We start from the raw sequence: 24,407 nt of genomic DNA on the forward strand, positions 1-24,407 counted from the left end.
AAAACGGAGAATTACTCGTTCCCTTTCGCACCTGGCGGAACACCATAACTGGCGAAGCGGCCGCAATTTTAAGTAAGGAATTTAACTTCAACATTCCTCAGCGCTGGAGTGTCGCCCATCTTTACCAGTCCATTCTCTCCGGTGAGGAACATGTGAAAGACATTGCCTATATGACAACCTTGTCCGGTTATGTCCACTGGCAACTGACCGGGGAAAAAGTTCTGGGGGTCGGGGACGCTTCCGGGATGTTCCCGGTCGATAGTAATTTAAATACTTATAACCCCCGCATGTTACGCCAGTTCGAACAGCTTATTGCCGGTAAGAACTACAACTGGAAATTGGAAGAAATTATGCCTAAAGTGCTAACCGCGGGCGACCATGCCGGTTACTTAAGTGCCGAAGGGGCAAAACTGCTCGATCCCACCGGTACTTTGCAACCGGGTATCCCCATGTGCCCGCCCGAAGGCGACGCCGGAACCGGGATGGTAGCCACCAACAGCGTCGCGCCCCGGACCGGCAATGTCTCCGCCGGAACCTCGATCTTCGCCATGGTGGTCTTGGAGAAAGAATTATCCAGGATCTATCCCGAACTTGACATCGTCAACACCCCGTGCGGCAAACCGGTGGCCATGGTCCATTGCAACAACTGTTCCTCGGAGATCGACGCGTGGATAAACCTGTTCAAGGAACTTCTGGAAAATATGGGGCAGAACCCGGGTAAGGATGAACTTTATTCTGTGTTGTATAACAAGGCGCTTACGGCGGACCCGGACGGCGGCAACCTTCTGTCCTACAACTATTTGTCCGGCGAGCATATAACCGGGTTCGAGGAGGGGCGCCCGCTATTTTTACGCAAGCAAAACAGCAGTTTTACCCTGGGGAACTTCATGCGCACTCTTCTCTTTTCCACGCTGGGTACCTTAAGAATCGGGATGGATATCCTCGCCCAGGAACAAGTACGGATCGATCGCCTTTTGGGCCATGGCGGTCTCTTTAAAACAAAAGACGTCGCCCAACAGTTAATGGCCGGAGCCCTCAACGTCCCGGTGGCGGTGATGGCTTCCGCCGGCGAAGGCGGGGCCTGGGGTATTGCCTTGTTGGCAGCCTATATGCAAAATAAAACGTACGGAGAAACCCTCGAGGCCTACCTGGACCAAAAAGTCTTCGCCCAAGAGGCCTTGAGTTTCATCGCACCCAAAGCGGAGGATGTGGAAGGCTTTAACCTGTTTCTCCGGCGCTATAAGGCCGGGCTGAAGATCGAAAAAGCCGCCGTCGAAAACTATTGACCCGCGATGACATTTCGCTTGGCGGTTCAAGTGCGCCCATGCTGCCCATAAAAAAGGCCCCGCTTAACCAGGGCCGTTTTTTTTTATGCTATCTTTTTGTCACCGTTTACCGTTTCGTTTAAGCCTCCCCATCCAACGGGCCAACCCAGAAACGGACCGCCCGGATCCAGGCATCCCGTTCGGTTCCCGGCAGTTCGTGGGCATACCGGTAATCGGACTTCCGGATAAACTCCTTCAGTTCGCCGCTTAAGCGGGATAAGTAACTGGTTTGTACTTCGACCAGAAAAGCCCGCTCTTCATTATTGCGGCTCCGGTCGTAAACCTGCCGGAAATGGGGCAGGCACAGACAACCCTCCTGCCGGTATTTTTCGCGGAAGGCACTATTGCGAAGTGCGCCGAGCAACCCATCAACATAGCGGTCTGCCATCGCTGCTTCTTCCTGGCAGACGGCACAAGCCCGTTCCTTATCCGCCCGCAAGAGGGAATGGCCTTTCCGCGCGTCCCCTGCGGTCTGGTCCAGTTCAGCACAGCAGGCCTCAATTAAATCCGCATAGATAATGGAATGGGCCAAAGGATCCCCCATCCGTTGCAAAACACGGGAGTGTTCGCGGCAGAAACCGCCCGCCGCCCGCAGCTGATCCCGGATCCGGGGGTCGTTGACCGATTCATAAAGAAAATTGGCCAGATACCGTTTGGTCGCTGCGGCCAGACAGTGGCAAAGCGGACACCGGCTTGCTCCCAAGGCTTGCTCCAGATTATAAACAATGACATCCTTTGGCTTCAAATTCAACCTTCTCCCTTACGCTTCGTCAGCAGTCGCCCAGCAGTTCCCGGCATTTACTGACCATCTCTTCAATGATCGCGGCGGCGGGTTCGATCCGGTTGACCAGAGCGGCCGATTGTCCCGCCATCACCGATCCTTCCTCCACATCGCCATGGAAGGCGGCGGCCAACTTGCCCGCGCCCATCGCTTCCAATTCGGCCGGGGGTACCCCTTCCGCTTCAGCCTCCAGGAACCGCCTAGCCAGCTTGTTTTTGAGGACCCGGACCGGGTGTCCGGTGCTCTGGCCGGTAATGACCGTAGAACGGTCAGTCGCCTTGAGCACCATCTTTTTATAGTCTTCATGGACAATACATTCTTCCGCGCAGATAAATCTGGTACCAACCTGGACCCCTTCGGCCCCCAGGACAAAAGCGGCGGCCATCCCGCGGCCATCGGCAATGCCACCGGCTGCGATCACCGGAACCTCAAGGGCATCGGCCAGTTGCGGGATGAGAACCATGGTGGTTTCCGTCCCGATATGTCCGCCCGCTTCCATTCCTTCGCCGATCACCGCATCAACTCCTGCTTTCTCCAGCCTTTTTGCCAGGCTTACCGAGTTGACGACCGGAATCACTTTCACCCCGGCCTCTTTCAAGGCCGGCATATATTTACCGGGGTTCCCCGCCCCGGTCGTAATCACCGGTATTTTCTCCTCGATGATGATCCGGATAACCTCGTCGACGTAAGGGGAGAGCAGCATCACGTTTACCCCGAAAGGCTTTGTCGTCAGCGCGCGTGCCTTATGGATCTGTTCCCGGACCCAGTCGCCGGGCGCATTCCCCGCCGCAATCAGCCCCAAGCCGCCACCGTTGGCAACCGCCGCCGCCAGCTCGGCCGTGGCGAGCCAGGCCATACCCCCTTGGATAATCGGGTATTTGATCCCCAGTAACGTCGTGATTCGTGATTTTTTAATCATCTTTTTCCCTCCCGTTGCCGGTTGCTTTTCCTGCGACACCAAACTTCCCTTCGGCCAGGGATTTTTCGTCCAAGGCCAAAATCAAGAACTTACCCTGGAAAACCTCTTTACTTTCAACTTTGGTCACCACTTCGACCATAAAGCGGCGTCCCCGCCTTTCCAAAACCCGGGCCCGCGCCGTGAGGACCTCTCCGACTTTGGCCGGATTGGGAAACTCCACCTTGGCCGAGCCGGTTAAGGCATGAGGCGCATCGGCCACCGCCACCGCTAACGAATTGGCCTGAGCAAACAGGTAATGGCCGCGGATCACATTGTACCTGGTTAAACTCATCCCCGGTTCCGCCACCATCCGGGATAAGCCGCCAACCCCCGGTTCACAGTACAGCAACTCACCCACGACTTCCAGGGAAGCCGGATAGTACTCACCGCTGAGCGCCCGCGAGGCGAGGTTTTTCGCCCGTTCTTTCATTTCGGGCAACCCCAAAGCCAAACGGTCGAGGCGAATGGTTTGGATGCTGACGCCCAACTCCTTGGCCAACTGCTCATCGGTGAGGAGCGGATTTTCCTCCAGTTTGCTCAGCAGAGTCTGGTGGCGCACCTCTTTTGTCAGGCGTTTTCCCGTCATCTTCTCATCCCTTTATTTTATTACTAAGTCCTAAGATCTACTTATGATTATAGCGGAAAATTTCCCCTTTGAACAGTCTTTCTTTTCCGCCCATGCAAAAAGCCTCTTCCCGTTGGGGAGAGGCTCTGCTTCCCTTCTTTCTTTTATAGACGCTCGGCCCCCAGCGGTTCATCGGTGGCGATATGCCCCATCAAGCTTTCCCGTTTTTCCCCATCCACCAGAAATTGCACTTCTTCGATTCCGGGGAGGCCGGTCAAGGTCTTCACAATCTGGTGCACCAGCAGGGTCTCCTGGAGCGAACCTCCAGACAGGTTTTCGCTGGAAAAATCGACATAAGCCCGGCGCCCATCCTGCCAAGCGGAGAGGATCTTCAGTTTATCCTGGAGGGCCGTGGTCAGTCCTTCTTCCGTCGGCGGGTTGCGGAGTTCCGCCAGGACTTTTACGACCAAGTTTTCGTCGGTGGCTTTTATTTTACGTGTTACCGTCTTCAGCATCGGCAGGTCGGACCGGCCGGTCTGAATATACTCTTGGTTCGGAAAGTAGAGGGTTACTTCCCGTTCACGTTCCGTCGGGGCCGGTTCTTCCGGAAGCTGTGGGCTATCCGGTGGATTTGCCGCGCGCCGCAGGTAACCGGGGGATATAAAGAGTACAAACAACAGAGCCAGCACCAGGAGGACCCCGACCAAAGAGCCGGTTTTTCGCATCAGCAATCCCCTCCGTCTTTTAAACTTTAATTCAAGCTTTTTCCTGAAGAAAGTACGTTTTTCCGCTTATTATTCTACCCCTGGAGCCACTTTTTATCTTCTCTCTTCTTCTCTCGCCGTCCAAGGGACCAAACCCGCCCGGTCGAAAAGGGTCTTCAAGGCCAACAGGGGGATCCCCCCTTCAAACTTAACCTCCCCGTTTATAAGGAGGAGCGGAAACTTTCTCCCGGCGGCCAGCGCTTGCCGGACGAGGGGATGGTCCTGATCCCGTTGTAAATCAAGGAATTCTACCGCCAGTTGCTCCCCGTAGGCCAGGAGCAGTCCCTGCGCCAGATACCGGATCTGTGTCTTCAAATCAAGATCTTGGGTACAACTGGCCTTGGCCTCCCCGTCGGCAATAATGATGATCTCAAACGGTGTCAATCCGGAGGCCTCCTTATTTAAACTGGTTTACGGAACTTTTCCAAACTCATAAATTTACTATACTCTTTCTGGAAGAGGAATTCAACCGTCCCCAAGGGCCCGTTCCGGTGCTTGGCCAGGATAAACTCGGTGATATTTTTCTTCTCGGTCTCCGGTTCGTAATAATCCTCCCGGTAAAGGAAACAGACCAGATCGGCGTCCTGTTCCAGAGAGCCGGATTCGCGCAGATCGGACAAGGCCGGCCGTTTGTTCTGTCTCTGTTCGACCGCCCGTGATAGCTGGGAAAGGGCAATTACCGGGACGGAAAGCTCCCGGGCCAACGCTTTCAAACCCCGCGAAATCTCGGTGACTTCCTGTTGCCGGTTCTCGATCCGTTTGGGCCCTTGCATCAGTTGGAGATAGTCAATGATGATCAAACCCAAGCCATACTCGGATTTGATCCGGCGGGCTTTAGCCCGCACATCCAACACCGAAATACTGGGGGAGTCATCAATAAACATGGTCGATTCGCTCAACCGGCCCAGAGCGTGGGAGAGGCGGGGCCAGTCTTCTTCTTGGAGGTTTCCCGTCCGGATCCGCTGGTTATCAACGCCCGCTTCGGAACAAAGCAGTTTCATCGCCAGCTGTTCCTTGGACATTTCCAGGCTAAAGATGACCACGGGAATCTTCAGATTAACCGCCACATGGCCGGCGATATTCAAAGCAAAAGTCGTCTTTCCCATACTGGGGCGGGCGGCCAGAATAATTAAATCGGAAGGTTGAAACCCCGCGGTCAAGCGGTCCAGATCGCTGAAACCCGACGGAATACCGGTCACCGAGCCCCGGGATTCGTAAAGCTTTTCGATCTGTTCAAAGGTCTCGATTAATATGTTTTTCAGATTAACCATGTTCCGGCCGCTTCGCCGGTTGGCAATGGAAAAGATCAGATGTTCGGCCCGGTCAAGGATATTGCCCACTTCGTCCTGGGAATCGTAGCCGAGGGTCACAATCTCCGTCGCCGCGTGAATTAACTGGCGGAGCAGAGATTTTTCTTCCACAATCCGGGCGTAAAACTCAATGTGCGCGGCGGTCGGCACCGCATTGGCCAGTTCGGTCAGGTAAGTAACCCCTCCAACCTTCTCCATCAGGTCTTTTTGGCGGAGTTCCTCCGTGACCGTCACCAGATCCACCGGTTCACCCCGGTTGGTCAGGTCCAGAACCGTCTGGTAGATCAGACGGTGGGCGTCTTTATAAAAATCCTCCGGGCGTAAGATCTCCATTGCCCGGTAAATAGCCTCTTTCTCCAGAAACATCGCGCCAAGCGTCGAGCGCTCCGCATCCAGATTCTGGGGAGGGATCCGGTCCAGCAACATCCCATCACTCATGTCTACCCCTCCTTGCGCAAAGGTAATCTTTTGCTACTCCATTGACAAATAAAGCCGCACAAAACTGCGGCTCTCATCATCCACAACATCCACCTTTATCTGGCCCGTTTCAATGGGTGACAAAAACGTAGTCCATCAATTCCTTCACCGTCGACACCGTCCGGACCCGGATCCCGTCCAGCAGAGAAGGAATTTCCTCTTTATTCTCCGCCGGGATAAAGACTTCCTTCACCCCGGCCTGTTTGGCACCATAAATCTTCTCGAAGATGCCGCCGACCTCTTTCACCTTGCCCTGGATCGAAACTTCACCGGTCACGGCGATGTCCTGGCGGATCGGCCGCTGCAGGAGACAACTGATAATCGCCAGCGTGATCGCAACCCCGGCCGAGGGTCCGTCGATCCTCCCGCCACCGATGATATTAACATGGAGATCATAATCATTTACATCCAGGCCCGTTAAGAGCCGGACCACCGAAACGGCATTGAAGACCGAATCTTTCGCCATGGAACCGGCCGTTTCGTTGAACCGCATCTTCCCTTTGCCTTTTTCCGCCGGAAAACTGACCGCTTCGATCTCAATAATCGACCCGACAAACCCGCTGACCCCTAAACCGTAGATCTTGCCAATCTCGCCCTGTTCGCTCCCGCGTGCTTTCGTGAGGGGTGTCATCCGGCTGGTGCGGATCACTTCCAACAAATCCTCCTTCCGGATATGCACGGTCAGGTCGGGCTTGTGTTTGTACTGCTCGTACAGGGCCAACCCATAAGCATCGGCCAACATCCCCACGGCTTTCCGGCCTTCAATCGAATACTCACTGATGATCCGGGGAACCTCCGGATCCAGCTGCGCGCCGAGGCGTTCGGCCGCCCCGATGACAATCTGTTCAATCGCCTGTTTCGACAACGGTTCGAAAAAGACCTCGGCACAACGGGAACGGAGTGCCGGGGTAATCTCCGACGGATCCCGGGTCGTCGCCGCCACCAAAATAAAATCGGCGGGGGCCCCTTCTTCGAAGAGCTTTTTGATATACTTCGGAACACCCGGATCATCCGGATCGTAATAAGCCGAATCAAATTTGACTCTTTTGTCTTCCAGTACTTTTAATAACTTGTTCATCAGGATCGGATCCATATCACCGATCTCGTCGATAAACAGGATCCCCCCGTGGGCTTCCGTCACCAAACCGGGCTTGGGTTCGGGGATGGCACTCTCGGCCAGGTCCCGCCGCGCCCCTTGGTAAATGGGATCATGCACCGAACCCAAGAGCGGGTTGGTCACTTCCCGCGGGTCCCAGCGCAGCGTGGTCCCGTCGACTTCCACAAAGGGCGCATCCGCCGCAAACGGGGTGTATGCGACCCGCTTCGCCTCTTCCAGAACGAGACGGGCCACGGTGGTCTTCCCCACCCCGGGCGGGCCGTAAACGATCACATGCTGCGGGTAGGGCGAGACCAACTTAGAAAGGAGCACCCGGATGGCCGCTTCCTGCCCGACCACCTGGTCCAAAGAAGCGGGCCGCAGCTTCTCCAGGGCGGAGCGGGATAACGAAATTTGCTCCAGTTTCTCCAGTTCGGCATATTTTTTTAAGGTGTAAGGGTTATCCGGCCCGGAAACTTCCTTTAATACTTGCAGTTTGATCTCTTTGACATACTCTTCATGCCGGGTCTGCATCCGCTCGGCAATCTTCTTCTCGATCTTGTCTTCCACTGTTTTGCGGGCGATCAGATCGGCAATCTCTTCTTCAATATCGTCCAGAACGGAAGGGATCTCCGTTTCCTGCGGCACTTTATCCAAAGTAGGATCTTCGTAAACCAGCCGTTGTAAAGCAAGGACGCGTTCGGTTAAAACTTTCGAACGCATCAGTTTAAGCGCATCAAGTTTCCCTGCTTTCATCACCAGTTTGTCCGATCCGTAAAGATTGGCCAAGAGCGTATAAAGGGCTGTCACTTGTCGTTGCAACTGATCTTCCTGGGAGAACTGGTCCCGCCAGGTCACCCCGGAAACCGAATTCTCCTCGTCGACCCCTCTGAGCACACTTTTCACAATTAATTCCTCCCTAGACCTTATCCCGTGGCTTTACGCGTGCAGAGATAATGCGTAACTCTTCTTAACCTTCAGCCGCTGTCACCTGGATCTTTAAAGTAGCCTTCACTCCCCGGTAGAGGTTGACGACAACTTCATGTTCACCAACGGTTTTAATTGGCTCAGGCAGGTTAAGTTGTTTTTTGTCAAGTTCAATCTTGGTTTCCTGCTGAATCCGGTCGACAATATCCTTTCCGGTAATGGAGCCGAACAGTTTTCCTCCTTCACCCGCTTTGGTTTGGAAAGTCAAAGTCAAACCGTCCAACTGCGCGGCCAGTTGACGGGCGGTTGCTTCGTCACGTGCCGCTTGCACTTTCTGCCGCTCCCGTTCTTCCTCCAGCTTCCGCAGGTTCCCTGGTGTTGCTTCCATTGCCAGTTTTTTCGGAAATAAAAAATTACGAGCGTAACCCGCGCTCACCTCTTTTAAATCGCCTTTTTTACCCAGCGCTTTAACATCACTTAAGAGAATCACCTTCATCGTCAACACCACCTCCTATATCACAGCATACAACATTAGCTCGCCCGGCTTCACTCAAATTTTATCCTCGTTTTTTCCCTTGCAGGTAATTTAAACAAGCGGATAAATCGCCGTACCAGTCTTCCAGTTGATGTTCCTCCGCCAAATGGTGGCGGAGTTGTTCCTCAATCGCCTGGTCTACCTGTTGGAGGCCGATGCCCAGCCGCCGTCCCAGGAAATAACAGGTCAGGATGATCGTCGCCAAGGCTTTCGTGATCACTTGCCGGTTATTCCCGAGCAAGGCCTTGAAAAACAAAGACACCCCTTCCAACAGTTCGCTCTTGAGCCATTCTATGGTGTGAAGCTTACGGGCAATATCTACTTCCTGTTGGGGGCGGGTCATGAGCAACCCTCCTTGCTAAAACTTCTATTCCACACCAGAGTAGATTTTCCTTCCGGCCTCCTTTGGGAAAAAGCGGAGGAAAAAGAAAGGAGGCGCTTAAAGGCCTCCGTTTTCTTACCCCATTAATCACTGGTATAGGGGAGCAATGCAATTTGTCGCGCCCGCTTAATTGCCACCGTTAATTGCCGCTGGTGGCGGGCACAGTTCCCGGAGATCCGACGGGGAAGAATTTTACCCCGTTCCGTAATGAACTTCCGTAATCGAGCAGCATCTTTATAATCAACATATTCGATTTTATCGACACAGAAATTACAGACCCGTTTTTTCTTCCGGCCTCTTTCCCGTACCAAAATTTCACCTCCATCCAACCCTCACTCAGAAGGGAAGATCGTCAAGATTAATTTCGCCAAAATCATCGCCGCCTAGATCATCGGAAGCGTCGCTACCGGCATCACCGGTGGGCGTGGTTCGCCGCGCCTCGCCGGCCCGGTCCAAAAATTGCACATTGGCCGCCACCACTTCCGCCACGCGACGTCTTTGGCCATCTTGTGTTTCATAACTCCGGATTTGCAATCGTCCGTCCACGGCCACCAATCGTCCCTTATGCAGATGGTTAGCACAGGTCTCGGCTAACTTCTGCCAAACGACAACGGGGATAAAATCGGCTTCGCGCGCCCCCTCCTGATTGGAAAACGGGCGATCCACCGCCAGCGTAAAATTGGCAACCGCAACCCCGTTGGGCGTATACCTCAATTCCGGGTCCCGCGTCAATCGGCCAATTAAAATGACATGATTCATGAAAAACACCACCTTTACCTATAAACAGGTTGTTCAGGTGTTTCGACGGACGATCAAATGACGGATCACATCATCGGAGATCCTGAGCACCCGGTCCAGTTCTTGCGCGGTCGCACTTGGCGCGTCCATCTCGACCAGCAGATAATAACCTTCCGTCAGGTCTTTAATCTCATAGGCCAGGCGCCGTTTGCCCCACCGGTCAACCTTGGTTACTTCACCATTGCCATTTTTGATGACGTCTTGAATCCGGTTGATGGCATTCTCCAAAGCCTCCTCATCTAATTGAGGAGAAAGGATGATGACGCTTTCATAAGTCATTCGGTAGACACCTCCTCCCTCTGGACTTGCGGCCTCGCTCTTCGCGAGGCAGGGAAGCACACGGCTAAAATTATAACATTTAATACTAAAATAGACAAGTCTGCGCGTTTAGAGGCTATTAAAAGTGTTGTTCGGATACTCGGCACGGACAATCTTTTTTATGCCTTTCTCCAGTTTTACGCGGGGAATGAGCACCAACCGTCCGCAAGTCAGGCATTTAAGCCGAATATCCATCCCGACACGTAAAACTTCCCATTCCGTACCGCCGCAGGGGTGCGGTTTCCGGAGTTGCACCTGGTCACCAAGGGCAAGTTTAAGTGGTTCCTTCATCCGCTTGCTCCCTCCTTCCGGGCAGGGCAAATTCCGCCACCGGCGACTTCCCTTCTTCCCCGCCGGTTATTCCAATCGGCGTTGGCATACTTCTCACGCTGGAGCCGGGCGGCCAACCGTCGTTCTTCCGCGGTTAAAGAACCCTCCTCCCAGTTAATTCCGAGCACTTCGCTTAACCCTTGGCGCAAGGCGGCGATCACCACAGGGGGATCGGGCAGCGCACCAAAGGCTTCCTTGAGACCAATAACCTTCTCCGGCACGGCTGCCGTTTCGGCCGCCTCCAGCCGCGCTTCCTCCCTCCAAACCTCCTGCCAAAACCAGGGGTCATAAGTGAGCAGAATCGACCCGTGCTGCAGAAGGGCCTTTCCCCGTCTCAACTGTGCACTGCCCACCAGTTTCTTTCCTTGATAGGTCAACTCATACCATGACGGAGCGGCAAAGCAATCCTCGGAGCGTACCCCCTTGCCGCACCGGAGCCCGGACACCATTTCGACCGTGAGCCCGAGGAGGGCGAAACCGCGCTGCAAACCCAGGCCAATCTTCTGGTAATCAGCTAAAACTGAACCGGAGAACCCCTCGCGTTCCCCGGTGACCAAAGCGTATGTAATCTCGTGTTGGTGAAAGACCGCCCGTCCGCCGGTCGGGCGGCGGACCCACTCCACGCCGGCTTGCCGGCAACGGGCTTGCCGGGCCGCCGACAAAGGAGCCTGCAGATAACCCAGGGAAAGGGCGGGCGGATCCCAGCCGTAAAAACGGAGGGTGACCGGCGCCGTCCCCTGTAAGTAGCTGGTCAGCAGCGCTTCGTCCACTGCCATATTCCAGGCGGCCGGGCCGGCCGTCCACGGAAGAAAACGTCCGGTCATTACTCACCAATCAATTTCCGGTACTCTTCAGCGCTCAGCAGTTTTTTCAACTCTTCGCGGTCGGTAATCTCAATCTCGGCAATCCAGCCTTTACCGTAAGGATCCTGGTTGACCAGTTCGGGGTTGAATTGTAATTCTTCGTTCACTGCTAAAACCTCTCCGGACAGAGGGGCATAAATATCCGAAACCGCTTTTACCGATTCAATACTGCCCATTTCTGTTTTGGCCTTTACCTTTTCGCCAATCGCCGGTAGTTCCACATACACAACGTCACCTAGTTCTTTTTGGGCATATTCGGTGATCCCAACGGTGGCCCGGTCACCTTTTTCCCTGACCCACTCGTGATCCGGAGTATACTTTAAATCGGACGGAATCATCTCTCAAACCCCCATTTTTTATATTCCGCACGCGGACTAAGTACCAGACTTTTATGTTTATCATATAATGAAGGGAATAACTTGTAAAGGGTCAGCAGAGATTTTTCCCAAAAGGAGGGTATATTATGTGTCGTCTTTTGGCTGCCTTTTTAAATCCGCTCCTCAAAATGAAGGGAAAAACCATGATTATCATCAAACAACGCCATCGGTAAATTGACGCCTCCGCTTCGGAGGTCTTCTTTTACCTTATTATTCTCTCCGGACCAGGTTATTTTATTGCGGATAAAGCATAACTCTTTAAACCGGCTGCCCGCGGCTTAAGCTCCGGAGGCTTAAAGCTCCGGAAGGCGGCGCCACAAGGGCGGCACCAGTCCGGCGATCAAGAGCGCCTTCACGAGATCGCCCAGGAGAAAGGGGGTCATGCCCAAGGCGAGTTGCGTGAAGGCCACCGGCTGCTTCAAGACCAAGTGGTTGAGGAAATAAAGATAGGGGAGGGCGATGAGATAAATAACAAGCATCCCCGTTAAAGTGAGGCCGAAACACTTTAGAAAGGTGGGCTTCCGGATCAACGGACTGCAGGCACCCACCACCGCTGCCGCTCCGACAAAGCCGAGGATAAAGCCGAAACCGGGCCGGAAGACATAGTTAAGCCCGCCCCCCTGGCTGAAGACCGGAACGCCGACGAGCCCAAGGAGTAGGTAGACCAACTGGCTCAGCGGGGCGTAACGGGGACCAAGCATAATTCCGGCCATAATCACCATTAAATTCTGAAGGGTGAACGGAACGGGGGGGGATAATCTCCACCCGCAGATAGGCACCGAGCCAGGTCAAAGCGGAAAAAAGCGCCACCAAAACCATTTTCTCCGTCCGCTTGCGTTTTTGCAACCAAAACAAAAAGATCCCTCCTCGCCATAATCATAAAGCATAAAACCGATCCTTACCGGTCAAAGAGCGGCTGCACGTCACCGGCCACAACCCGGGAGCGTTGCCCGTCGTGGTCAATGATCAGGGCCCCGTCGTCGGCAATGGCCACTGCTTCGCCCCGGTAGACGTTCCTGCCGTCGTCCACCTCCACCGGCCGCCCCAAGGTGGCCGTGTACTGCCGGCAGTACGCCAAACAGCGGTCAAACCCGTGCTCCAATGCATGGAAATACTCCTCCTCAAAACACTGCAGGTATTTGCGGAGCAAATCTTTACGGTCCACCAAACGGCCCGTGACCATCCGGAGCGAGCCGGCCTTGCCCCTTAGCTCAGGGGGAAAATCGTTCAGGCGTTGGTTGACGTTGATCCCCACCCCTAAAATGACGTGTTCCATCCGGCCCAGCTCCCCGCTGACCTCGGTCAGGATCCCGGAGAGTTTGCGGTCCTGATAATAAAGGTCATTGGGCCATTTCACCAACGGGCGGAAGTCCAGGGCGGCTTTGACGGCCCGCGAAAGGGCCACCACCGCCAGTAAGTTCAGCTTGGGCAACTCAAACGGGGAAAAGGGGGGGGCGCAGGATGATACTGAGCCAAATACCGGTGCCGGGCGGTGAAAACCAACTGCGCCCCAACCGGCCACGGCCGGCGGTCTGGGCCTCGGCCAGGACCACCGTCCCTTCGTCTGCCGAGTTAAGCAGCTCTTTCGCCCGCTGGTTGGTGGAAGGAAGTTCATCGTAGTACTCGATGGTCCGCCCGATCAGCCGGTTTGCCAGGCCTTTTGCCACCTCCCAGGGGTAGAGTTTATCGGGCCGGCCGACCAAATGATAGCCCCGCCGGGGATGGGCCGTAATTTTGTACCCCAGTTCCCGTAAGGCTTTAATCTGCTTCCAAACCATCGTCCGGCTGACGCCCAGCCGGGCGGCCAGTTCCTCGCCCGAGACAAACGTCCCCTGGTCAAGGAGGTCAACCAAAGTTCCCAATTCCGACATCTTACCGCCCCTCGCTTTTCGTTACTGGTTGTGCGTGGAATCATATGCTTGATTCCATATACCTTTATTTATCCGGCACAGACCGGATGAAATTCCCGACTGCCTTGAATTTCTTGGTACCGTAGGAATACCTTCCGGTCCCGGTGGCGTTCGCCATCCCGATCGAATGGCGCGGAAATCGTTTCTAGTCTACTCAAAAGCTTCCCCTTTGTCAACCGTTATTGCAATCATGGTTGACATATGTTGCGCTGTTATCCAATTCTTAACCTCTTTTTCTTGCCTTTCGGCCCAAAGCGGGATAAAATAGGATTGCATAGTTCTACGGGAAAAGGTACGCCTTACCCCACAGAACCGACCGTCATTACCTGAGGCCAAGGCTTGTCCTGAAGCAAAGGGAGTTCGTCGCCATCAAGACAAGCCTGTCCGTGGACAGGCTTTTTTCGTCAAGATAACAAACCGTCAGGTCAGGGCCTTTGGCAAAGAACGAAAGCTGGAGGGATTGCGATGTGGAAAAAAACTTTGTTCACCGCCTGTTTAATCCTCGCCCTTGTGGTCGCTTCTCCGCTGCCGACCGTTAACAAGGCCGCGGAAACGTCGATTAATGTGATGGTCCTGTCCGGGACGACCGGACTCTCTCTGGTTAAACTGTTGGAAGAACAACCGGCGATTGTGCCGGGGGTTACGTTTAACTATACCGTCATCAAGAGTCCGGACCAGATGAGCGCCAAGATCATCGCGGGGGAGGCCGACATCGCCGCCGTACCCACCAACCTCGCCGCCATCCTTTATAACCGCGGCATCCCGGTGCAACTGGCCGCGATCACCAACTGGGGTGTCATGTACGTAGTGGGCCATGATCCGACGATCGTGTCCTGGGCCGACCTGAAAGGAAAAGAGATCGGCGTCACCGGGAAAGGAAGCACCCCGGATCTGCTCTTCCGGTACTTCTTAGAGGCCAACGGGATCGATCCGGAACGGGATGTCCGGATCCAGTACTATGCCAGCCCGGCCGAGCTGACGCAACTGGTCATCGCCGATAAGGTCCGCCTGGCAACCCTGCCCGAACCCTGGGTCACGGAAGCCCTGGCCCGCAATACGGCTTTGTCCGTGCTCCTTGATTACCAAAAAGAATGGGCGCGCCTGGAAAAGCGGGATGTCTCCTACCCCCAAAGTGCTTTGGTCGTCAGATCACTGCTCGTCAAAGAAAAAGCGGCCGTAGTCCGCGCTTTTCTAAACGCGGCGGCCGACTCCAGTGCCTGGGTGGTCAATAATCCGGGTGCCGCCGGTAGTCTGGCGGAAAAACATCTTTTCATCTCCGCCGCGGCGGCCACCGAGGCGATTCCCCGGTGCAATCTCCGGTTTGACGAGGCCCACCAGGTCCAAGCCGAGATCGAATATTTCCTGGCGAAACTCCATTCTTTCCAGCCGCAATCAATTGGAGGCAAACTGCCGGATGAAGGTTTCTATCTACAAAAATAAAGTAATCACCGTCGGCTCACTTCTGACGCTTTTTGTGGTCTGGTCTTTGGCCGCCAGGTGGGTTGGGAAGGAGATCATCCTTCCCAACCCGGTGGTGACCCTAAACCAACTCTGCCGCCTGCTTACCTCGGGCGGCTTCTGGGCGCATCTGAGCGCCACCCTCAGCCGCGGCCTGGCCGGCTTCGGCCTATCTTTTCTGGCGGGCCTGTTTTTGGGTCTGCTCTCCGGGTTACACCCGGGCTTCCAAACCTTTTTCCACCTTTGGCTCACGGTCATCCGGAGCACCCCTTCCATGGCCCTGATTCTCCTTGCCCTCATCTGGTTCGAATCAGATGCCGTCACCCTTTTCGTCACGTTTCTGGTGGTCTTTCCGTTGATCACGCAGAACGTCACCGAAGGTGTCCGCCAGGTCGACCCCAGACTGAAAGAGATGGCACGCCTTTACCGCGTCCGTTTTCCGACCACCCTTTACCGGATGTATTTACCCGCCATCCTCCCCTATCTGGCCACCGCCGCGGCGGCGGGGCTCGGTTTGACCTGGAAGGTCATGATCGCCGCCGAGGTTCTGGCCTATCCCCGCTGGGGGATCGGGGCACGGATGGATACGGCCCGTACTTATCTGCAGACCCCCGAAGTTTTTGCCTGGACCATTGTGGTGATTGCGATCAGCCTTTTTTTTGACCGGATCCTGAATGCCCTGATCCGGAAGCGATTATTGTATTGGGAGTAACGACCAGTGAACCAGTTCGAATTTACGTTATCCGGAATTACCAAGTCCTACGGGTCGCTCCAGGTTCTGGCCGGCCTGTCCTTAACCGTGAAGACCAACAGCATCGTCGCCTTGCTTGGTCCTTCCGGTTGCGGGAAAACCACCCTGCTTTCGATTATTGCCGGTCTAAAAAAGCCCGACCAGGGACAGGTCACCGGGGTGGACAACAAACCCATCAGCTACCTTTTTCAAGAACCGCGCCTGCTGGACTGGTTAACCGTCGCCGAAAACCTGGCCTTTGTTTTAAAGGATCACATTCCCCGTTCCGAACTGACGGGGCGGATTAACTACTATTTGGAACAGATGGCGATCGCCGCCTACCGGGACGCCTATCCCCGCAAACTCAGCGGCGGGCAGCAACAACGGGTCGCCATCGCGCGGGCCCTGGCTTACCCATCCCGCCTTCTCCTGATGGACGAACCTTTCAAGTCATTGGATTTGAGTTTGAAATGGGCATTGATGACCCGTTTCCTGCAGTTGTGGGCGGCGGACCCCCGCACTGTGGTCTTCGTCACCCATGACCCCAAAGAAGCCCTCCTGCTGGCGGATGAAGTGTATGTTCTGTCGCCCAAACCCACCGTGGTCAAAAGTCACCACGTCATTAACCTCCCGCGCCCGGAACGGAAGCCAACCGCCCTGCCCCTCCTCCAACTTGAGCAACGGATCTCCGCCGACCTGATTGGCGAAGAGGAAACATTAACGGGTTACCCTCGTCCGTCTTCTCCTTGAACCGCCTTTTTTCGTAATTCCTGGATCAGCCTTTTCCGCCGCGCCGTCTCCGCCTGGTCCACTTTGATCTCAACCACATCCCCCTCCCTGGCCCCGGGTAACAGCTTTGCCGGCAGATAAGCCATGGAACCGTCCTCCAGTTCGACGACGGCATATTCCTCTTCAAACCGGTCGATAATCACCCGCATCTTAGCCTCCCCCTTCCCAACCATAAGGCGCCGCCGGATTTTCCTCTTTTTACCTATATCGTATTAATTTTATCAATTTCCGCCCGGCCCGGCAACCAAGATTTAACCCGCCGCCCTTTCTTTGGGATAACTTCCTTTTTCGTTTAGTCGCTCCTCTTTTTACCTGTTAACAACTTTTGTTATTATCCAAATCAAAGGAGGAGAATACCGTTGGTTGGAGAATTAGATTGCTTAATATAGAACTCACAGTTCTAAGACTTCAAGCTACACTAGAAAACATAGGAGGTTGGTGTTGTGTCGAAAAAGGTTCTCATTCTTATCTTGGCGGTTGTTCTCGTTGGCGCCCTCGCCTTTTATTTCACAAGATCTTCCGCGCCTGAAGTCGCCACGGATACAACCAGTTTTAAGATTGGGCTGATCACTGGTACCGTCTCCCAAAACGAAGACGAGTACCGGGGAGCAGAGGCGGCTATCGCCAAATATCCTGGTCTGATCAAACACGTGACTTATCCGGATAACTTCATGCAGGAACAGGAAACCTTCATCGCCCAAGTGACCGGGATGGCGGCCGATCCGGAAATCAAAGCGATCGTGATCAACCAAGCTGTTCCCGGTACAGTCGCCGCGATCCGCCGGGTACGGGAAACCCGTCCAGACATGATCTTCATTGCTGGTGAACCCCACGAGGATCCCCCCCTGGTCGAGCCGGTTGTTGATGTGACCCTTATCCCGAATCAACCAGCCCGGGGTAAGACCATCCCGCAACTGGCTAAAGAGATGGGTGCCAAAGCGCTCTTGCACTATTCTTTCCCGCGGCATATGTCCTACGCTCAATTGGCCGAGCGGCGTGACCTGATGAAAGAAGAATGCGAAAAACTGGGGATCGAATTCGTCTTTGTTAATGCGCCCGACCCCATGGGTGAAGGCGGTATCCCCGCTGCGCAACAGTTTATTTTAGAAGACGTTCCTCGTCAGGTCGCTCAGTACGGTAAGGATATCGCGCTCTTCTCCACTAACTGCGCGATGCAGGAGCCGCTCATTGCCGCCGCTTTGCAGACCGGGGCCATTTTCCCGGAACAATGCTGCCCGAGCCCGACCCACGGTTATCCCGGCGCTTTAGCCCTGGAAATTACCGATGAGATCAAGGGTAACTTCCCCGCGATCCTCAAAGCAATCGACAAGAAAATCGTCGAGATGGGTAGAGGCGGCCGTTTTGCCACCTGGCCAATAGCCACCGGGTACCTCCACTCCATCGGTGGTGTCGAGATTGCGAAGTTGGCTTTGGAAGGTAAGTTAGACCTCAACGACATCGACGCGGTTTCCAAGGTTCTGAGTGAAGTCGCCGATACTGAGATCGTCATGACCCGCTTAAGCGATAATGGAAACTTCTACATGTACGTTGGCGATTCTTACATCTTTGGAAAATAAAGTTCTGTTTCCATTTGACCAAAGGAGATGCAAAAGGCGGGCTTTACAGCCCCGCCTTTTCTCCCTTATGGCGCCCCCTATGGCGCCATAATTATTACCGAGAGGGGTTTTCAAGTTGCCTGAATCTACAGTTCTGGAACTGAAAAATATTACGAAGAAATTTTTTGGCACAACGGTTCTAAAAGGAATCAACCTATCTGTCAAGCCAGGAGAGATTCATGCGATCGTCGGAGAGAATGGCGCCGGCAAATCAACCCTGATGAACTTGATCTTCGGGATGCCTGTTATTCATGAGACCGGTGGCTTTGAAGGCGATATTCTCATGGATGGCCAAATAGTCAATATTACCTCTCCACGTCAAGCCATGGAATTAGGGATCGGCATGGTGCACCAAGAGTTTATGCTGATTCCCGGCTTTACGGTTACGGAGAATATCAAACTCAACCGGGAACGGACCAGACCCAACCTGGCCAGTAAAATCCTGGGCTCTGCGATGGAAACCCTGGATTACCCCGCCATGCGCCGCGATAGCCAGCAGGCCCTGGAGAAACTGGGTTTAGCCATCGATGAGAGCACCTTGGTCTCCCAATTACCCGTTGGTTATATGCAATTTGTGGAGATTGCCCGGGAGATTGACAAAACCCACTCCCGCTTGTTGGTGTTTGATGAGCCCACTGCGGTCTTGGCCGAAAGTGAAGCCGATCATTTGATCGCAGCGATGAAACGCTTGGCGGAGCAGGGTATTGCCATCCTTTTCATCACCCACCGTTTGGATGAAGTGATGGCCTGCAGCCATACCATCAGCATCTTGCGCGATGGGGAACTGGTCAAAACGTTAAAACGGGACGAAACCAGTGTGGAAGAGATCGCCGAATTGATGGTCGGTCGCAAACTGGAACGCGAACAGCTTCCGTCCCGGACGGTTCCCCCCAGCGATGAAGATATTATCCTTGAAATCGAAGATTTGCGAGTGGAGATGCCCGGCGAACGGGTCAAGGGACTAAACCTGAAAGTACGCCGGGGTGAAATCCTGGGCCTTGGCGGACTGGCCGGCCAGGGCAAAATCGGGATTGCCAACGGCGTCATGGGCTTATACCCAGCCAGCGGCCGGATCATTAAAGACGGACAACCGCTCAAACTCAATGACCCGAGAGCGGCGCTTGATGCCAAAATGGCGTTCGTTTCTGAAGACCGCCGCGGGGTCGGTTTATTACTGGACGAATCAATCGCAATCAACGTGGTCTTGTCCAGCATTGAAGCGCAAAACAAATTCTTGCGCTCAACCATAATTCCCGGTGTGCGTCTCCTTGACCGCAAGGCAGTTCACGACTACACCTTAAAAATGATTAAAGATTTGGATATCCGGTGCACCGGGCCAAACCAACCGGTCCGCCGCTTATCCGGCGGTAACCAACAGAAAGTCTGTCTGGCGCGGGCTTTTTCACTGCAACCGGAGATCCTTTGGGTCTCGGAACCGACCCGGGGGATCGATATCGGCGCGAAAAAACTGGTGCTTGATCTTTTGGTCCGTTTCAACCGGGAATACGGCATGACCATTATCATGACCTCCAGTGAACTCAACGAGTTAAGAAGGATCTGCGACCGGATTGCCGTGGTTTACAACGGGAAAATTACCGGGATTCTGCCCCCGGATGCTTCCGACCGGGACTTTGGTCTCATGATCGCCGGTACACACCCAACAAAGGAGGTGGGTTGAGATGGCATTGAACACGAACAAAGTTACTAATATCTTTACCTCCCACCATCTCAAAGCATTCTACGAAAAACTCGGCTTGCCACGCCTGATTATCAGCAGTTTCCTCCTGGCCCTCTTTATTTTGGCCTTTGTTATGAAAATGGACATCACCATCCTGCTGAGCGACTCCCTGGCGCGGATCGGCATGAACGGCCTCCTGGTCCTCGCCATGTTGCCAACCTTGGTAACCGGGGTCGGTCTCAACTTCGGCCTCCCCGTCGGTTTCGTTTGCGGCTTGGTCGGGGGCGTCATCAGCCTGGAGTATAATCTAACCGGGTTTACCGGCTTCTTCGTCGCCATTCTTTGCGCCATTCCGCTCGCCGTTATTACCGGCTATTTATACGCCTCACTGCTGGACCGGGTCCGTGGCCAGGAGATGATGGTCGGGACCTATGTCGGTTTTGCGGTGGTGGCCGGCATGTGTATCTTCTGGTTGACGGCCCCCTTTAATAATCCGTCCATGATCTGGGCTATCGGCGGTCAGGGACTGCGCGTTACGATAACCTTGTATGAACACTATAGTAAAGTTCTCAATAACTTCCTGGCGTTTAAACTTTTTGGGGTGACCATCCCGACCGGATTGTTGTTGTTCTTTGGGTTATTCTGCTGGCTGATCCATCTCTTCTTCCGCACCCGCACGGGACTGGCCATGCTTGCCACCGGCGCGAATCCCATGTATGCCAAATCTTCCGGGATTGACACCCGCGCCATGCGCTATACCAGTGTGATCATCTCCAATGTCCTCGCCGCCATTGGTGCTCTGGTTTACGCGCAAAGTTACGGGTTCCTTCAATTGTACACCGCACCTTTATATATGGCTTTTCCGGCGGTCGCCGCAGCTCTCATCGGCGGTGCTTCGCTGAAAAAAGCGACCGTCAGCCATATCATCATCGGAACTGTTCTCTTCCAAACCTTACTGACCATCGCTTTGCCGGTAACCCAAACCGTACTGCGGGGTACCGACATCAGCGAGATCGCGCGCATGATTATCAGTAACGGTATGATCCTATACGCTTTAACAAGGAACGAAAGGGGGTAAAAGATAATGGCTGACGCAAAAGTTGCACCAAAAACCATATTAAAGAAGGAACCCGCCAAACAAGGTAATAAATCAAGCTTTGACCACGTCCTCAGCGAGCTGTCCGTTCCGCTTTTCTTTGCTCTGCTTTGTCTGGCCGGAATTATCGCCGCCGGCCTTAGCCCGCAGTTTTTGGTCAATGAGATCATTACCCGTTTAGCCCGGAACCTCTTTCTGGTCTTGTCGCTGATCATCCCTGTCCTTGCCGGGTTAGGGCTAAACTTTGGGATCGTGATCGGGGCCATGTCCGGGCAAGCGGCTTTGATCATCGTTACCCATCTGGAGATCGGGGGCCTTCCCGGGTTCTTGCTGGCGGCCTTGATCTCCGTTCCCTTCTCCGTTTTTTTCGGTTGGTTAACCGGTCTGGTGCTCAACCGCGCCAAGGGGCGGGAGATGGTTACCGGTTATATTTTAGGGTTCTTCGCCAACGGCGTTTACCAACTGGTCTTTTTAGTCCTGGTCGGAACCCTGATCCCCATGAACAATCCGAAGATGATGCTTTCTTCGGGGATTGGGCTCCGTAATACCATGGACTTAATCGCCATCAACCGGGCTCTGGACCGTGCCTTGTTTAGTTCCGTTAAACTGGGGCCCTTTGCCATCCCCTGGGCCACTTTCCTGGTCATTGGCCTTTTATGCCTGTTCACCTCTTATTTTACGAAGACAAAGTTAGGCCAGCAAATGCGCGCCGTCGGACAAGACAGGCACATTGCCGAGGTTTCCGGGATTAATGTCAACCGTACCCGGTTGATTGCCATCATCATCTCGACCGTCCTGGGCGCTTGGGGCCAATTGATCTACCTGCAAAACCTCGGCACCTTTAACACCTATAACAGCCATGAGCAAGTCGGGATGTTCTCCATCGCCGCCCTTTTGATTGGTGGCGCCTCCATCTCCAAAGCCACCATCTGGAACGCGATCTTCGGCGTCTTGCTCTTCCACACCTTGTTCGTGGTTTCCCCCCTGGCCGGCCAGCGCATTCTGGGCATTCCCCAAGTCGGTGAGTACTTCCGGAGCTTCCTGGCTTACGGTGTGATCGCCGTCGCCTTGGCCCTCCACGCTTGGCAGAGCAGGAAACAAGCCGCACAAATCCAGGCCGCCCAAGCCGAACAGGTACCCGAGGATTAATCAAGGATTCATAAAAGCCGGGGCTTAAAAGGGAAAAAGAAGTTGTTCGTCTTACCGAACAACTTCTTTTTTCACTAAAAAAAGGTTTCCGTTTCCGGAAACCTTTATTTTTTCCTGGAGCCAGCGATCGGACTTGAACCGATAACCTGCTGATTACAAGTCAGCTGCTCTGCCAATTGAGCTACGCTGGCTTTTCTGATCCTAACATTAATGTATTATAGCACAATTTATTAGTGCCTTCAAGAACCAATCAATAAGCGGAGAGATGGTTTTTGAAGGATATACGCCGGGACTACTTACCTTTGCTGCTTTTTCTGCCATCGTCAAGGATTATAGCCCATCGACCGAGTAGACTGCATAACCCCTGGGCGGTGCCCAAACTTCGACATTACCGTTGGCATCGCAGTATTTATTCTGAGGTTGCACATTTTGGTTGTGGACGGTCGACGAAAACGCGTAAGCCTTCAGCATTTTGTTCTTCAGGTAGGAGTTGTTCGTTTTTACCCAGTAACCCTTCCATTCGCTCGGATGGTCGTTGATGACAACAATATAACCGGGCGCGGATGAGGAATATCCGTAACTACCGTAGATAATGCAGTCGCCATCGTCACTCTTCAGAATCTCGATATTCGGACTTCCGTTCGCCAGTTTCTCCCGGCACCAAACCAGCTGCCGGATACCATTACCCCATTGCCGGGTTCCGGCTCCGCCCCCATCCTTCAAGCCATAGTCAAAATAGTCCTTCCAGAAGATACAAGGATAACCTTGGTAAGTAAGGATAAAGGCGTAGGCCATCATTTTGTCGCGATAGATCTCGTCGGTATCGTGGTTGGCAACGAACGTAACCGCACGCATCGGCCATCTTGCCGCGAAGGATTTGCTGTGATCAAACACGTTCGGCAAGTACCCGCCGCCGTTGGGATTATTGCAGATATCCCTTAAGGTATAGTAAAGCGCAAAGTCAAAGGCCGAAGCTCCGGTGGCGTTGCACCAATCGGCAAGGAGATTCGTATTGGAATCCCATAATTCGCCAACACTGAAGGGATTGCCCGTGGCTGCCCGCATATCCTTCACGACCCAAGACTCAATCCCTTTCACGTAGTCAAAGCGCCAACTGTCAAAACCGGCGTTCGACGAGCTCTTAAGCCAATTCATCCAGTCTTTCATGTCATTGTAGGCGCTACCGGCTCTATAGCAAATATCCGGAAAACCGCCGAAGGAGCCCGGATCTCCACCGCAGTAGCTGTTGGGATGGAACGAATCCCAGTGCCAGGTACACTTACCGCTCTTGACGCCGCTGAAATCCGTCCAAGTGTTGGAACCGGTTCTTGGGTTGTACTCACTGGCTCCGCCTGATCGGTGGTTCAAGACGATGTCGGCCATACAGGATATGCCATAACTCTTGAATTGGGCGATGGCCGACTTCAGTTCGGCTTGTGACCCAAACCGGGTCTCAGTGGAGCCATACTGATTATATTGTCCAAGGTCGTAATAGTCGGCTGGATCATAGCCCATGGAATAACCGCCGCTTTGCCCTTTGGAGGGCGGTGGAAACCAAATCCGGTCGATGCCATACCCATCGACCATGTAACGTAATTCATAGGCCTTGGACTTCATCGTATTATACCAGTTTCCGCCTCCTGGCACATCCCAGTAGAAGCCCTGCATCATAACACCAGCCAGCACTGATGGGCTGCAGAGCATGGAAATTAGGACTAGCAAGACAACAATCCGACTGACTTTTCGGGATACCCGCATCTCAAATTCCCCCTTTTCGATAAGCTTCGAAAACAAAAATCTTCAATCTGTCCAGCTTTTCTTCAAATTACCCAAACCAAACAGCAAGCAAACTAATCCCCATTTTCGCCATCCAGAGTTTTGACCACTAAGAAGATCAGTTTGTTGTGCAATCGTTTTCCTCCAGAAGGCCTCTTCTCTCCTCCTTTCGTCATTTTGTGCGCAAATTATATTCAAATCTTCCGCCCACTCGGCGGTAATTTTCCAGCCTTTATAATGTTATTAAAGATCACAATCTTGTACAGCGCCTTCTGAAAATGCCAAGCTATGAACAGTAACACATTTATTTAATGAAATCGTTTGCACTTACATGCAGGCCCTTCCACTGTCATTTACCACGCACCAGGGAGTCTGAAAAGAAAGGGCGTAGAACCAACC

General features: G+C 53.7%; 28 protein-coding genes and 1 tRNA gene. 8 read left to right on the plus strand and 21 right to left on the minus strand.

The genetic code is table 11. The annotated features are described in order from the left end of the window. The coding region (locus G5B42_RS05900) for a xylulokinase (RefSeq protein ID WP_181339533.1) at positions 1-1,286 on the plus strand (1,286 nt) is incomplete at its 5' end. 118 nt (positions 1,287-1,404) lie between these two features. On the opposite strand, the gene G5B42_RS05905 is transcribed toward G5B42_RS05900, so the two are convergent. The 18 genes from G5B42_RS05905 to G5B42_RS12120 form a co-directional block, all read right to left on the minus strand. Beyond that, complete coding sequence (locus G5B42_RS05905; RefSeq protein WP_181339534.1) at positions 1,405-2,070, minus strand: DUF6062 family protein; 666 nt, start codon at positions 2,068-2,070, stop codon at positions 1,405-1,407. Positions 2,071-2,095: 25 nt separating this feature from the next. Further along, complete coding sequence (gene fabK / locus G5B42_RS05910) at positions 2,096-3,025, minus strand: enoyl-[acyl-carrier-protein] reductase FabK (RefSeq protein WP_181339535.1); 930 nt, start codon at positions 3,023-3,025, stop codon at positions 2,096-2,098. Beyond that, positions 3,018-3,650, minus strand: a complete 633-nt coding sequence (gene fapR / locus G5B42_RS05915; RefSeq protein WP_181339536.1) for a transcription factor FapR — start codon at positions 3,648-3,650, stop codon at positions 3,018-3,020. Before fapR ends, fabK begins: the two co-directional genes overlap by 8 nt. Positions 3,651-3,793: 143 nt before the next feature. Further along, positions 3,794-4,354, minus strand: a complete 561-nt coding sequence (locus G5B42_RS05920; RefSeq protein ID WP_181339537.1) for a GerMN domain-containing protein — start codon at positions 4,352-4,354, stop codon at positions 3,794-3,796. Positions 4,355-4,447: 93 nt separating this feature from the next. Beyond that, complete coding sequence (locus G5B42_RS05925; RefSeq protein ID WP_181339538.1) at positions 4,448-4,777, minus strand: hypothetical protein; 330 nt, start codon at positions 4,775-4,777, stop codon at positions 4,448-4,450. 17 nt (positions 4,778-4,794) lie between these two features. Then, complete coding sequence (dnaB, locus tag G5B42_RS05930; protein ID WP_181339539.1) at positions 4,795-6,141, minus strand: replicative DNA helicase; 1,347 nt, start codon at positions 6,139-6,141, stop codon at positions 4,795-4,797. A gap of 109 nt (positions 6,142-6,250) precedes the next feature. After that, positions 6,251-8,173 (minus strand): Lon family ATP-dependent protease, encoded by a 1,923-nt coding sequence (gene lonC / locus G5B42_RS05935; protein WP_331274066.1) that lies wholly within the window; start codon positions 8,171-8,173, stop codon positions 6,251-6,253. 73 nt (positions 8,174-8,246) lie between these two features. Next, positions 8,247-8,699, minus strand: coding sequence for a 50S ribosomal protein L9 (gene rplI, locus G5B42_RS05940; protein WP_181339541.1), 453 nt, complete (start codon positions 8,697-8,699; stop codon positions 8,247-8,249). 61 nt (positions 8,700-8,760) lie between these two features. Beyond that, entirely contained in the window at positions 8,761-9,081 is a 321-nt protein-coding gene (locus G5B42_RS05945) for a MazG-like family protein (RefSeq protein ID WP_181339542.1), read from the minus strand. A 122-nt stretch (positions 9,082-9,203) separates the two neighbouring features. After that, positions 9,204-9,431, minus strand: coding sequence for a 30S ribosomal protein S18 (rpsR, locus tag G5B42_RS05950; protein ID WP_181339543.1), 228 nt, complete (start codon positions 9,429-9,431; stop codon positions 9,204-9,206). 25 nt (positions 9,432-9,456) lie between these two features. Then, entirely contained in the window at positions 9,457-9,879 is a 423-nt protein-coding gene (locus tag G5B42_RS05955) for a single-stranded DNA-binding protein (RefSeq protein WP_181339544.1), read from the minus strand. Between the two features lie 33 nt (positions 9,880-9,912). Then, complete coding sequence (rpsF, locus tag G5B42_RS05960) at positions 9,913-10,197, minus strand: 30S ribosomal protein S6 (protein ID WP_181339545.1); 285 nt, start codon at positions 10,195-10,197, stop codon at positions 9,913-9,915. Positions 10,198-10,305: 108 nt separating this feature from the next. Further along, entirely contained in the window at positions 10,306-10,527 is a 222-nt protein-coding gene (locus G5B42_RS05965; protein ID WP_181339546.1) for a DUF951 domain-containing protein, read from the minus strand. After that, positions 10,524-11,390, minus strand: coding sequence for a lipoate--protein ligase family protein (locus tag G5B42_RS05970; RefSeq protein ID WP_181339547.1), 867 nt, complete (start codon positions 11,388-11,390; stop codon positions 10,524-10,526). The genes G5B42_RS05965 and G5B42_RS05970 overlap by 4 nt, the downstream gene beginning before the upstream one ends. Further along, positions 11,390-11,767 (minus strand): glycine cleavage system protein GcvH, encoded by a 378-nt coding sequence (gene gcvH, locus G5B42_RS05975; RefSeq protein ID WP_181339548.1) that lies wholly within the window; start codon positions 11,765-11,767, stop codon positions 11,390-11,392. The genes G5B42_RS05970 and gcvH overlap by 1 nt, the downstream gene beginning before the upstream one ends. A 332-nt stretch (positions 11,768-12,099) precedes the next feature. After that, positions 12,100-12,585 (minus strand): biotin transporter BioY, encoded by a 486-nt coding sequence (locus G5B42_RS05980; protein ID WP_331274053.1) that lies wholly within the window; start codon positions 12,583-12,585, stop codon positions 12,100-12,102. A gap of 119 nt (positions 12,586-12,704) precedes the next feature. Then, positions 12,705-13,238 carry a biotin--[acetyl-CoA-carboxylase] ligase gene (locus G5B42_RS12115; protein ID WP_269206175.1) on the minus strand — a complete coding sequence of 178 codons (534 nt, stop codon included), beginning with the start codon at positions 13,236-13,238 and terminating at the stop codon, positions 12,705-12,707. Position 13,239: 1 nt separating this feature from the next. Beyond that, the gene (locus G5B42_RS12120; RefSeq protein ID WP_181339551.1) at positions 13,240-13,677 is read right to left on the minus strand and encodes a biotin operon repressor; all 438 of its coding nucleotides are present in this window, start codon (positions 13,675-13,677) and stop codon (positions 13,240-13,242) included. 504 nt (positions 13,678-14,181) lie between these two features. Between G5B42_RS12120 and G5B42_RS05995 the strand changes: the two genes are divergently transcribed. The 3 genes from G5B42_RS05995 to G5B42_RS06005 are packed head-to-tail and all read left to right on the plus strand — an operon-like array spanning position 14,182 to position 16,654. Further along, entirely contained in the window at positions 14,182-15,156 is a 975-nt protein-coding gene (locus tag G5B42_RS05995; RefSeq protein ID WP_181339552.1) for an ABC transporter substrate-binding protein, read from the plus strand. Beyond that, positions 15,131-15,886 (plus strand): ABC transporter permease, encoded by a 756-nt coding sequence (locus tag G5B42_RS06000; RefSeq protein ID WP_181339553.1) that lies wholly within the window; start codon positions 15,131-15,133, stop codon positions 15,884-15,886. The genes G5B42_RS05995 and G5B42_RS06000 overlap by 26 nt, the downstream gene beginning before the upstream one ends. A 6-nt stretch (positions 15,887-15,892) precedes the next feature. Continuing rightward, positions 15,893-16,654, plus strand: a complete 762-nt coding sequence (locus G5B42_RS06005) for an ABC transporter ATP-binding protein (RefSeq protein WP_181339554.1) — start codon at positions 15,893-15,895, stop codon at positions 16,652-16,654. Here the strand turns inward: G5B42_RS06005 and G5B42_RS06010 are convergent. Next, positions 16,630-16,842 carry a DUF3006 domain-containing protein gene (locus tag G5B42_RS06010; RefSeq protein ID WP_181339555.1) on the minus strand — a complete coding sequence of 71 codons (213 nt, stop codon included), beginning with the start codon at positions 16,840-16,842 and terminating at the stop codon, positions 16,630-16,632. The two genes, G5B42_RS06005 and G5B42_RS06010, sit on opposite strands and share 25 nt — an antisense overlap. Before the next feature lie 294 nt (positions 16,843-17,136). Here G5B42_RS06010 and G5B42_RS06015 point away from each other — a divergent pair, with 294 nt between their 5' ends. From G5B42_RS06015 to G5B42_RS06030, 4 genes are all read left to right on the plus strand, one after another. Further along, positions 17,137-18,270: a DUF3798 domain-containing protein gene (locus G5B42_RS06015; protein ID WP_181339556.1), complete on the plus strand. Its 1,134-nt coding sequence runs from the start codon at positions 17,137-17,139 to the stop codon at positions 18,268-18,270. A 115-nt stretch (positions 18,271-18,385) separates the two neighbouring features. Continuing rightward, the gene (locus G5B42_RS06020; RefSeq protein WP_181339557.1) at positions 18,386-19,987 is read left to right on the plus strand and encodes a sugar ABC transporter ATP-binding protein; all 1,602 of its coding nucleotides are present in this window, start codon (positions 18,386-18,388) and stop codon (positions 19,985-19,987) included. Position 19,988: 1 nt separating this feature from the next. After that, complete coding sequence (locus tag G5B42_RS06025; protein ID WP_181339558.1) at positions 19,989-21,065, plus strand: ABC transporter permease subunit; 1,077 nt, start codon at positions 19,989-19,991, stop codon at positions 21,063-21,065. A 6-nt stretch (positions 21,066-21,071) separates the two neighbouring features. After that, positions 21,072-22,232 carry an ABC transporter permease subunit gene (locus tag G5B42_RS06030; protein WP_181339559.1) on the plus strand — a complete coding sequence of 387 codons (1,161 nt, stop codon included), beginning with the start codon at positions 21,072-21,074 and terminating at the stop codon, positions 22,230-22,232. Between the two features lie 115 nt (positions 22,233-22,347). Here the strand turns inward: G5B42_RS06030 and G5B42_RS06035 are convergent. Together G5B42_RS06035 and G5B42_RS06040 are read right to left on the minus strand one after the other, a co-directional pair. Further along, a tRNA-Thr gene (locus G5B42_RS06035) sits at positions 22,348-22,423 on the minus strand. Between the two features lie 139 nt (positions 22,424-22,562). Then, a complete protein-coding gene (locus G5B42_RS06040) occupies positions 22,563-23,990 on the minus strand; it encodes an alpha-amylase family glycosyl hydrolase (protein WP_181339560.1) in 1,428 nt (475 codons plus the stop codon). Positions 23,991-24,407 lie beyond the last annotated feature (417 nt).

This window comes from Capillibacterium thermochitinicola, assembly GCF_013664685.1.
Lineage (GTDB): Bacteria > Bacillota > UBA4882 > UBA10575 > UBA10575 > Capillibacterium > Capillibacterium thermochitinicola.

Coding starts and splice junctions, on each gene's coding strand:
- fabK (WP_181339535.1), bottom strand. CDS start 3,025: ATGATTAAAAAATCACGAATCACGACGTTACTGGGGATCAAATACCCG.
- fapR (WP_181339536.1), bottom strand. CDS start 3,650: ATGACGGGAAAACGCCTGACAAAAGAGGTGCGCCACCAGACTCTGCTG.
- G5B42_RS05920 (WP_181339537.1), bottom strand. CDS start 4,354: ATGCGAAAAACCGGCTCTTTGGTCGGGGTCCTCCTGGTGCTGGCTCTG.
- dnaB (WP_181339539.1), bottom strand. CDS start 6,141: ATGAGTGATGGGATGTTGCTGGACCGGATCCCTCCCCAGAATCTGGAT.
- rplI (WP_181339541.1), bottom strand. CDS start 8,699: ATGAAGGTGATTCTCTTAAGTGATGTTAAAGCGCTGGGTAAAAAAGGC.
- G5B42_RS05945 (WP_181339542.1), bottom strand. CDS start 9,081: ATGACCCGCCCCCAACAGGAAGTAGATATTGCCCGTAAGCTTCACACC.
- G5B42_RS05955 (WP_181339544.1), bottom strand. CDS start 9,879: ATGAATCATGTCATTTTAATTGGCCGATTGACGCGGGACCCGGAATTG.
- rpsF (WP_181339545.1), bottom strand. CDS start 10,197: ATGACTTATGAAAGCGTCATCATCCTTTCTCCTCAATTAGATGAGGAG.
- G5B42_RS05965 (WP_181339546.1), bottom strand. CDS start 10,527: ATGAAGGAACCACTTAAACTTGCCCTTGGTGACCAGGTGCAACTCCGG.
- G5B42_RS05970 (WP_181339547.1), bottom strand. CDS start 11,390: ATGACCGGACGTTTTCTTCCGTGGACGGCCGGCCCGGCCGCCTGGAAT.
- gcvH (WP_181339548.1), bottom strand. CDS start 11,767: ATGATTCCGTCCGATTTAAAGTATACTCCGGATCACGAGTGGGTCAGG.
- G5B42_RS12120 (WP_181339551.1), bottom strand. CDS start 13,677: ATGTCGGAATTGGGAACTTTGGTTGACCTCCTTGACCAGGGGACGTTT.
- G5B42_RS05995 (WP_181339552.1), top strand. CDS start 14,182: ATGTGGAAAAAAACTTTGTTCACCGCCTGTTTAATCCTCGCCCTTGTG.
- G5B42_RS06000 (WP_181339553.1), top strand. CDS start 15,131: ATGAAGGTTTCTATCTACAAAAATAAAGTAATCACCGTCGGCTCACTT.
- G5B42_RS06010 (WP_181339555.1), bottom strand. CDS start 16,842: ATGCGGGTGATTATCGACCGGTTTGAAGAGGAATATGCCGTCGTCGAA.
- G5B42_RS06025 (WP_181339558.1), top strand. CDS start 19,989: ATGGCATTGAACACGAACAAAGTTACTAATATCTTTACCTCCCACCAT.
- G5B42_RS06030 (WP_181339559.1), top strand. CDS start 21,072: ATGGCTGACGCAAAAGTTGCACCAAAAACCATATTAAAGAAGGAACCC.
- G5B42_RS06040 (WP_181339560.1), bottom strand. CDS start 23,990: ATGCGGGTATCCCGAAAAGTCAGTCGGATTGTTGTCTTGCTAGTCCTA.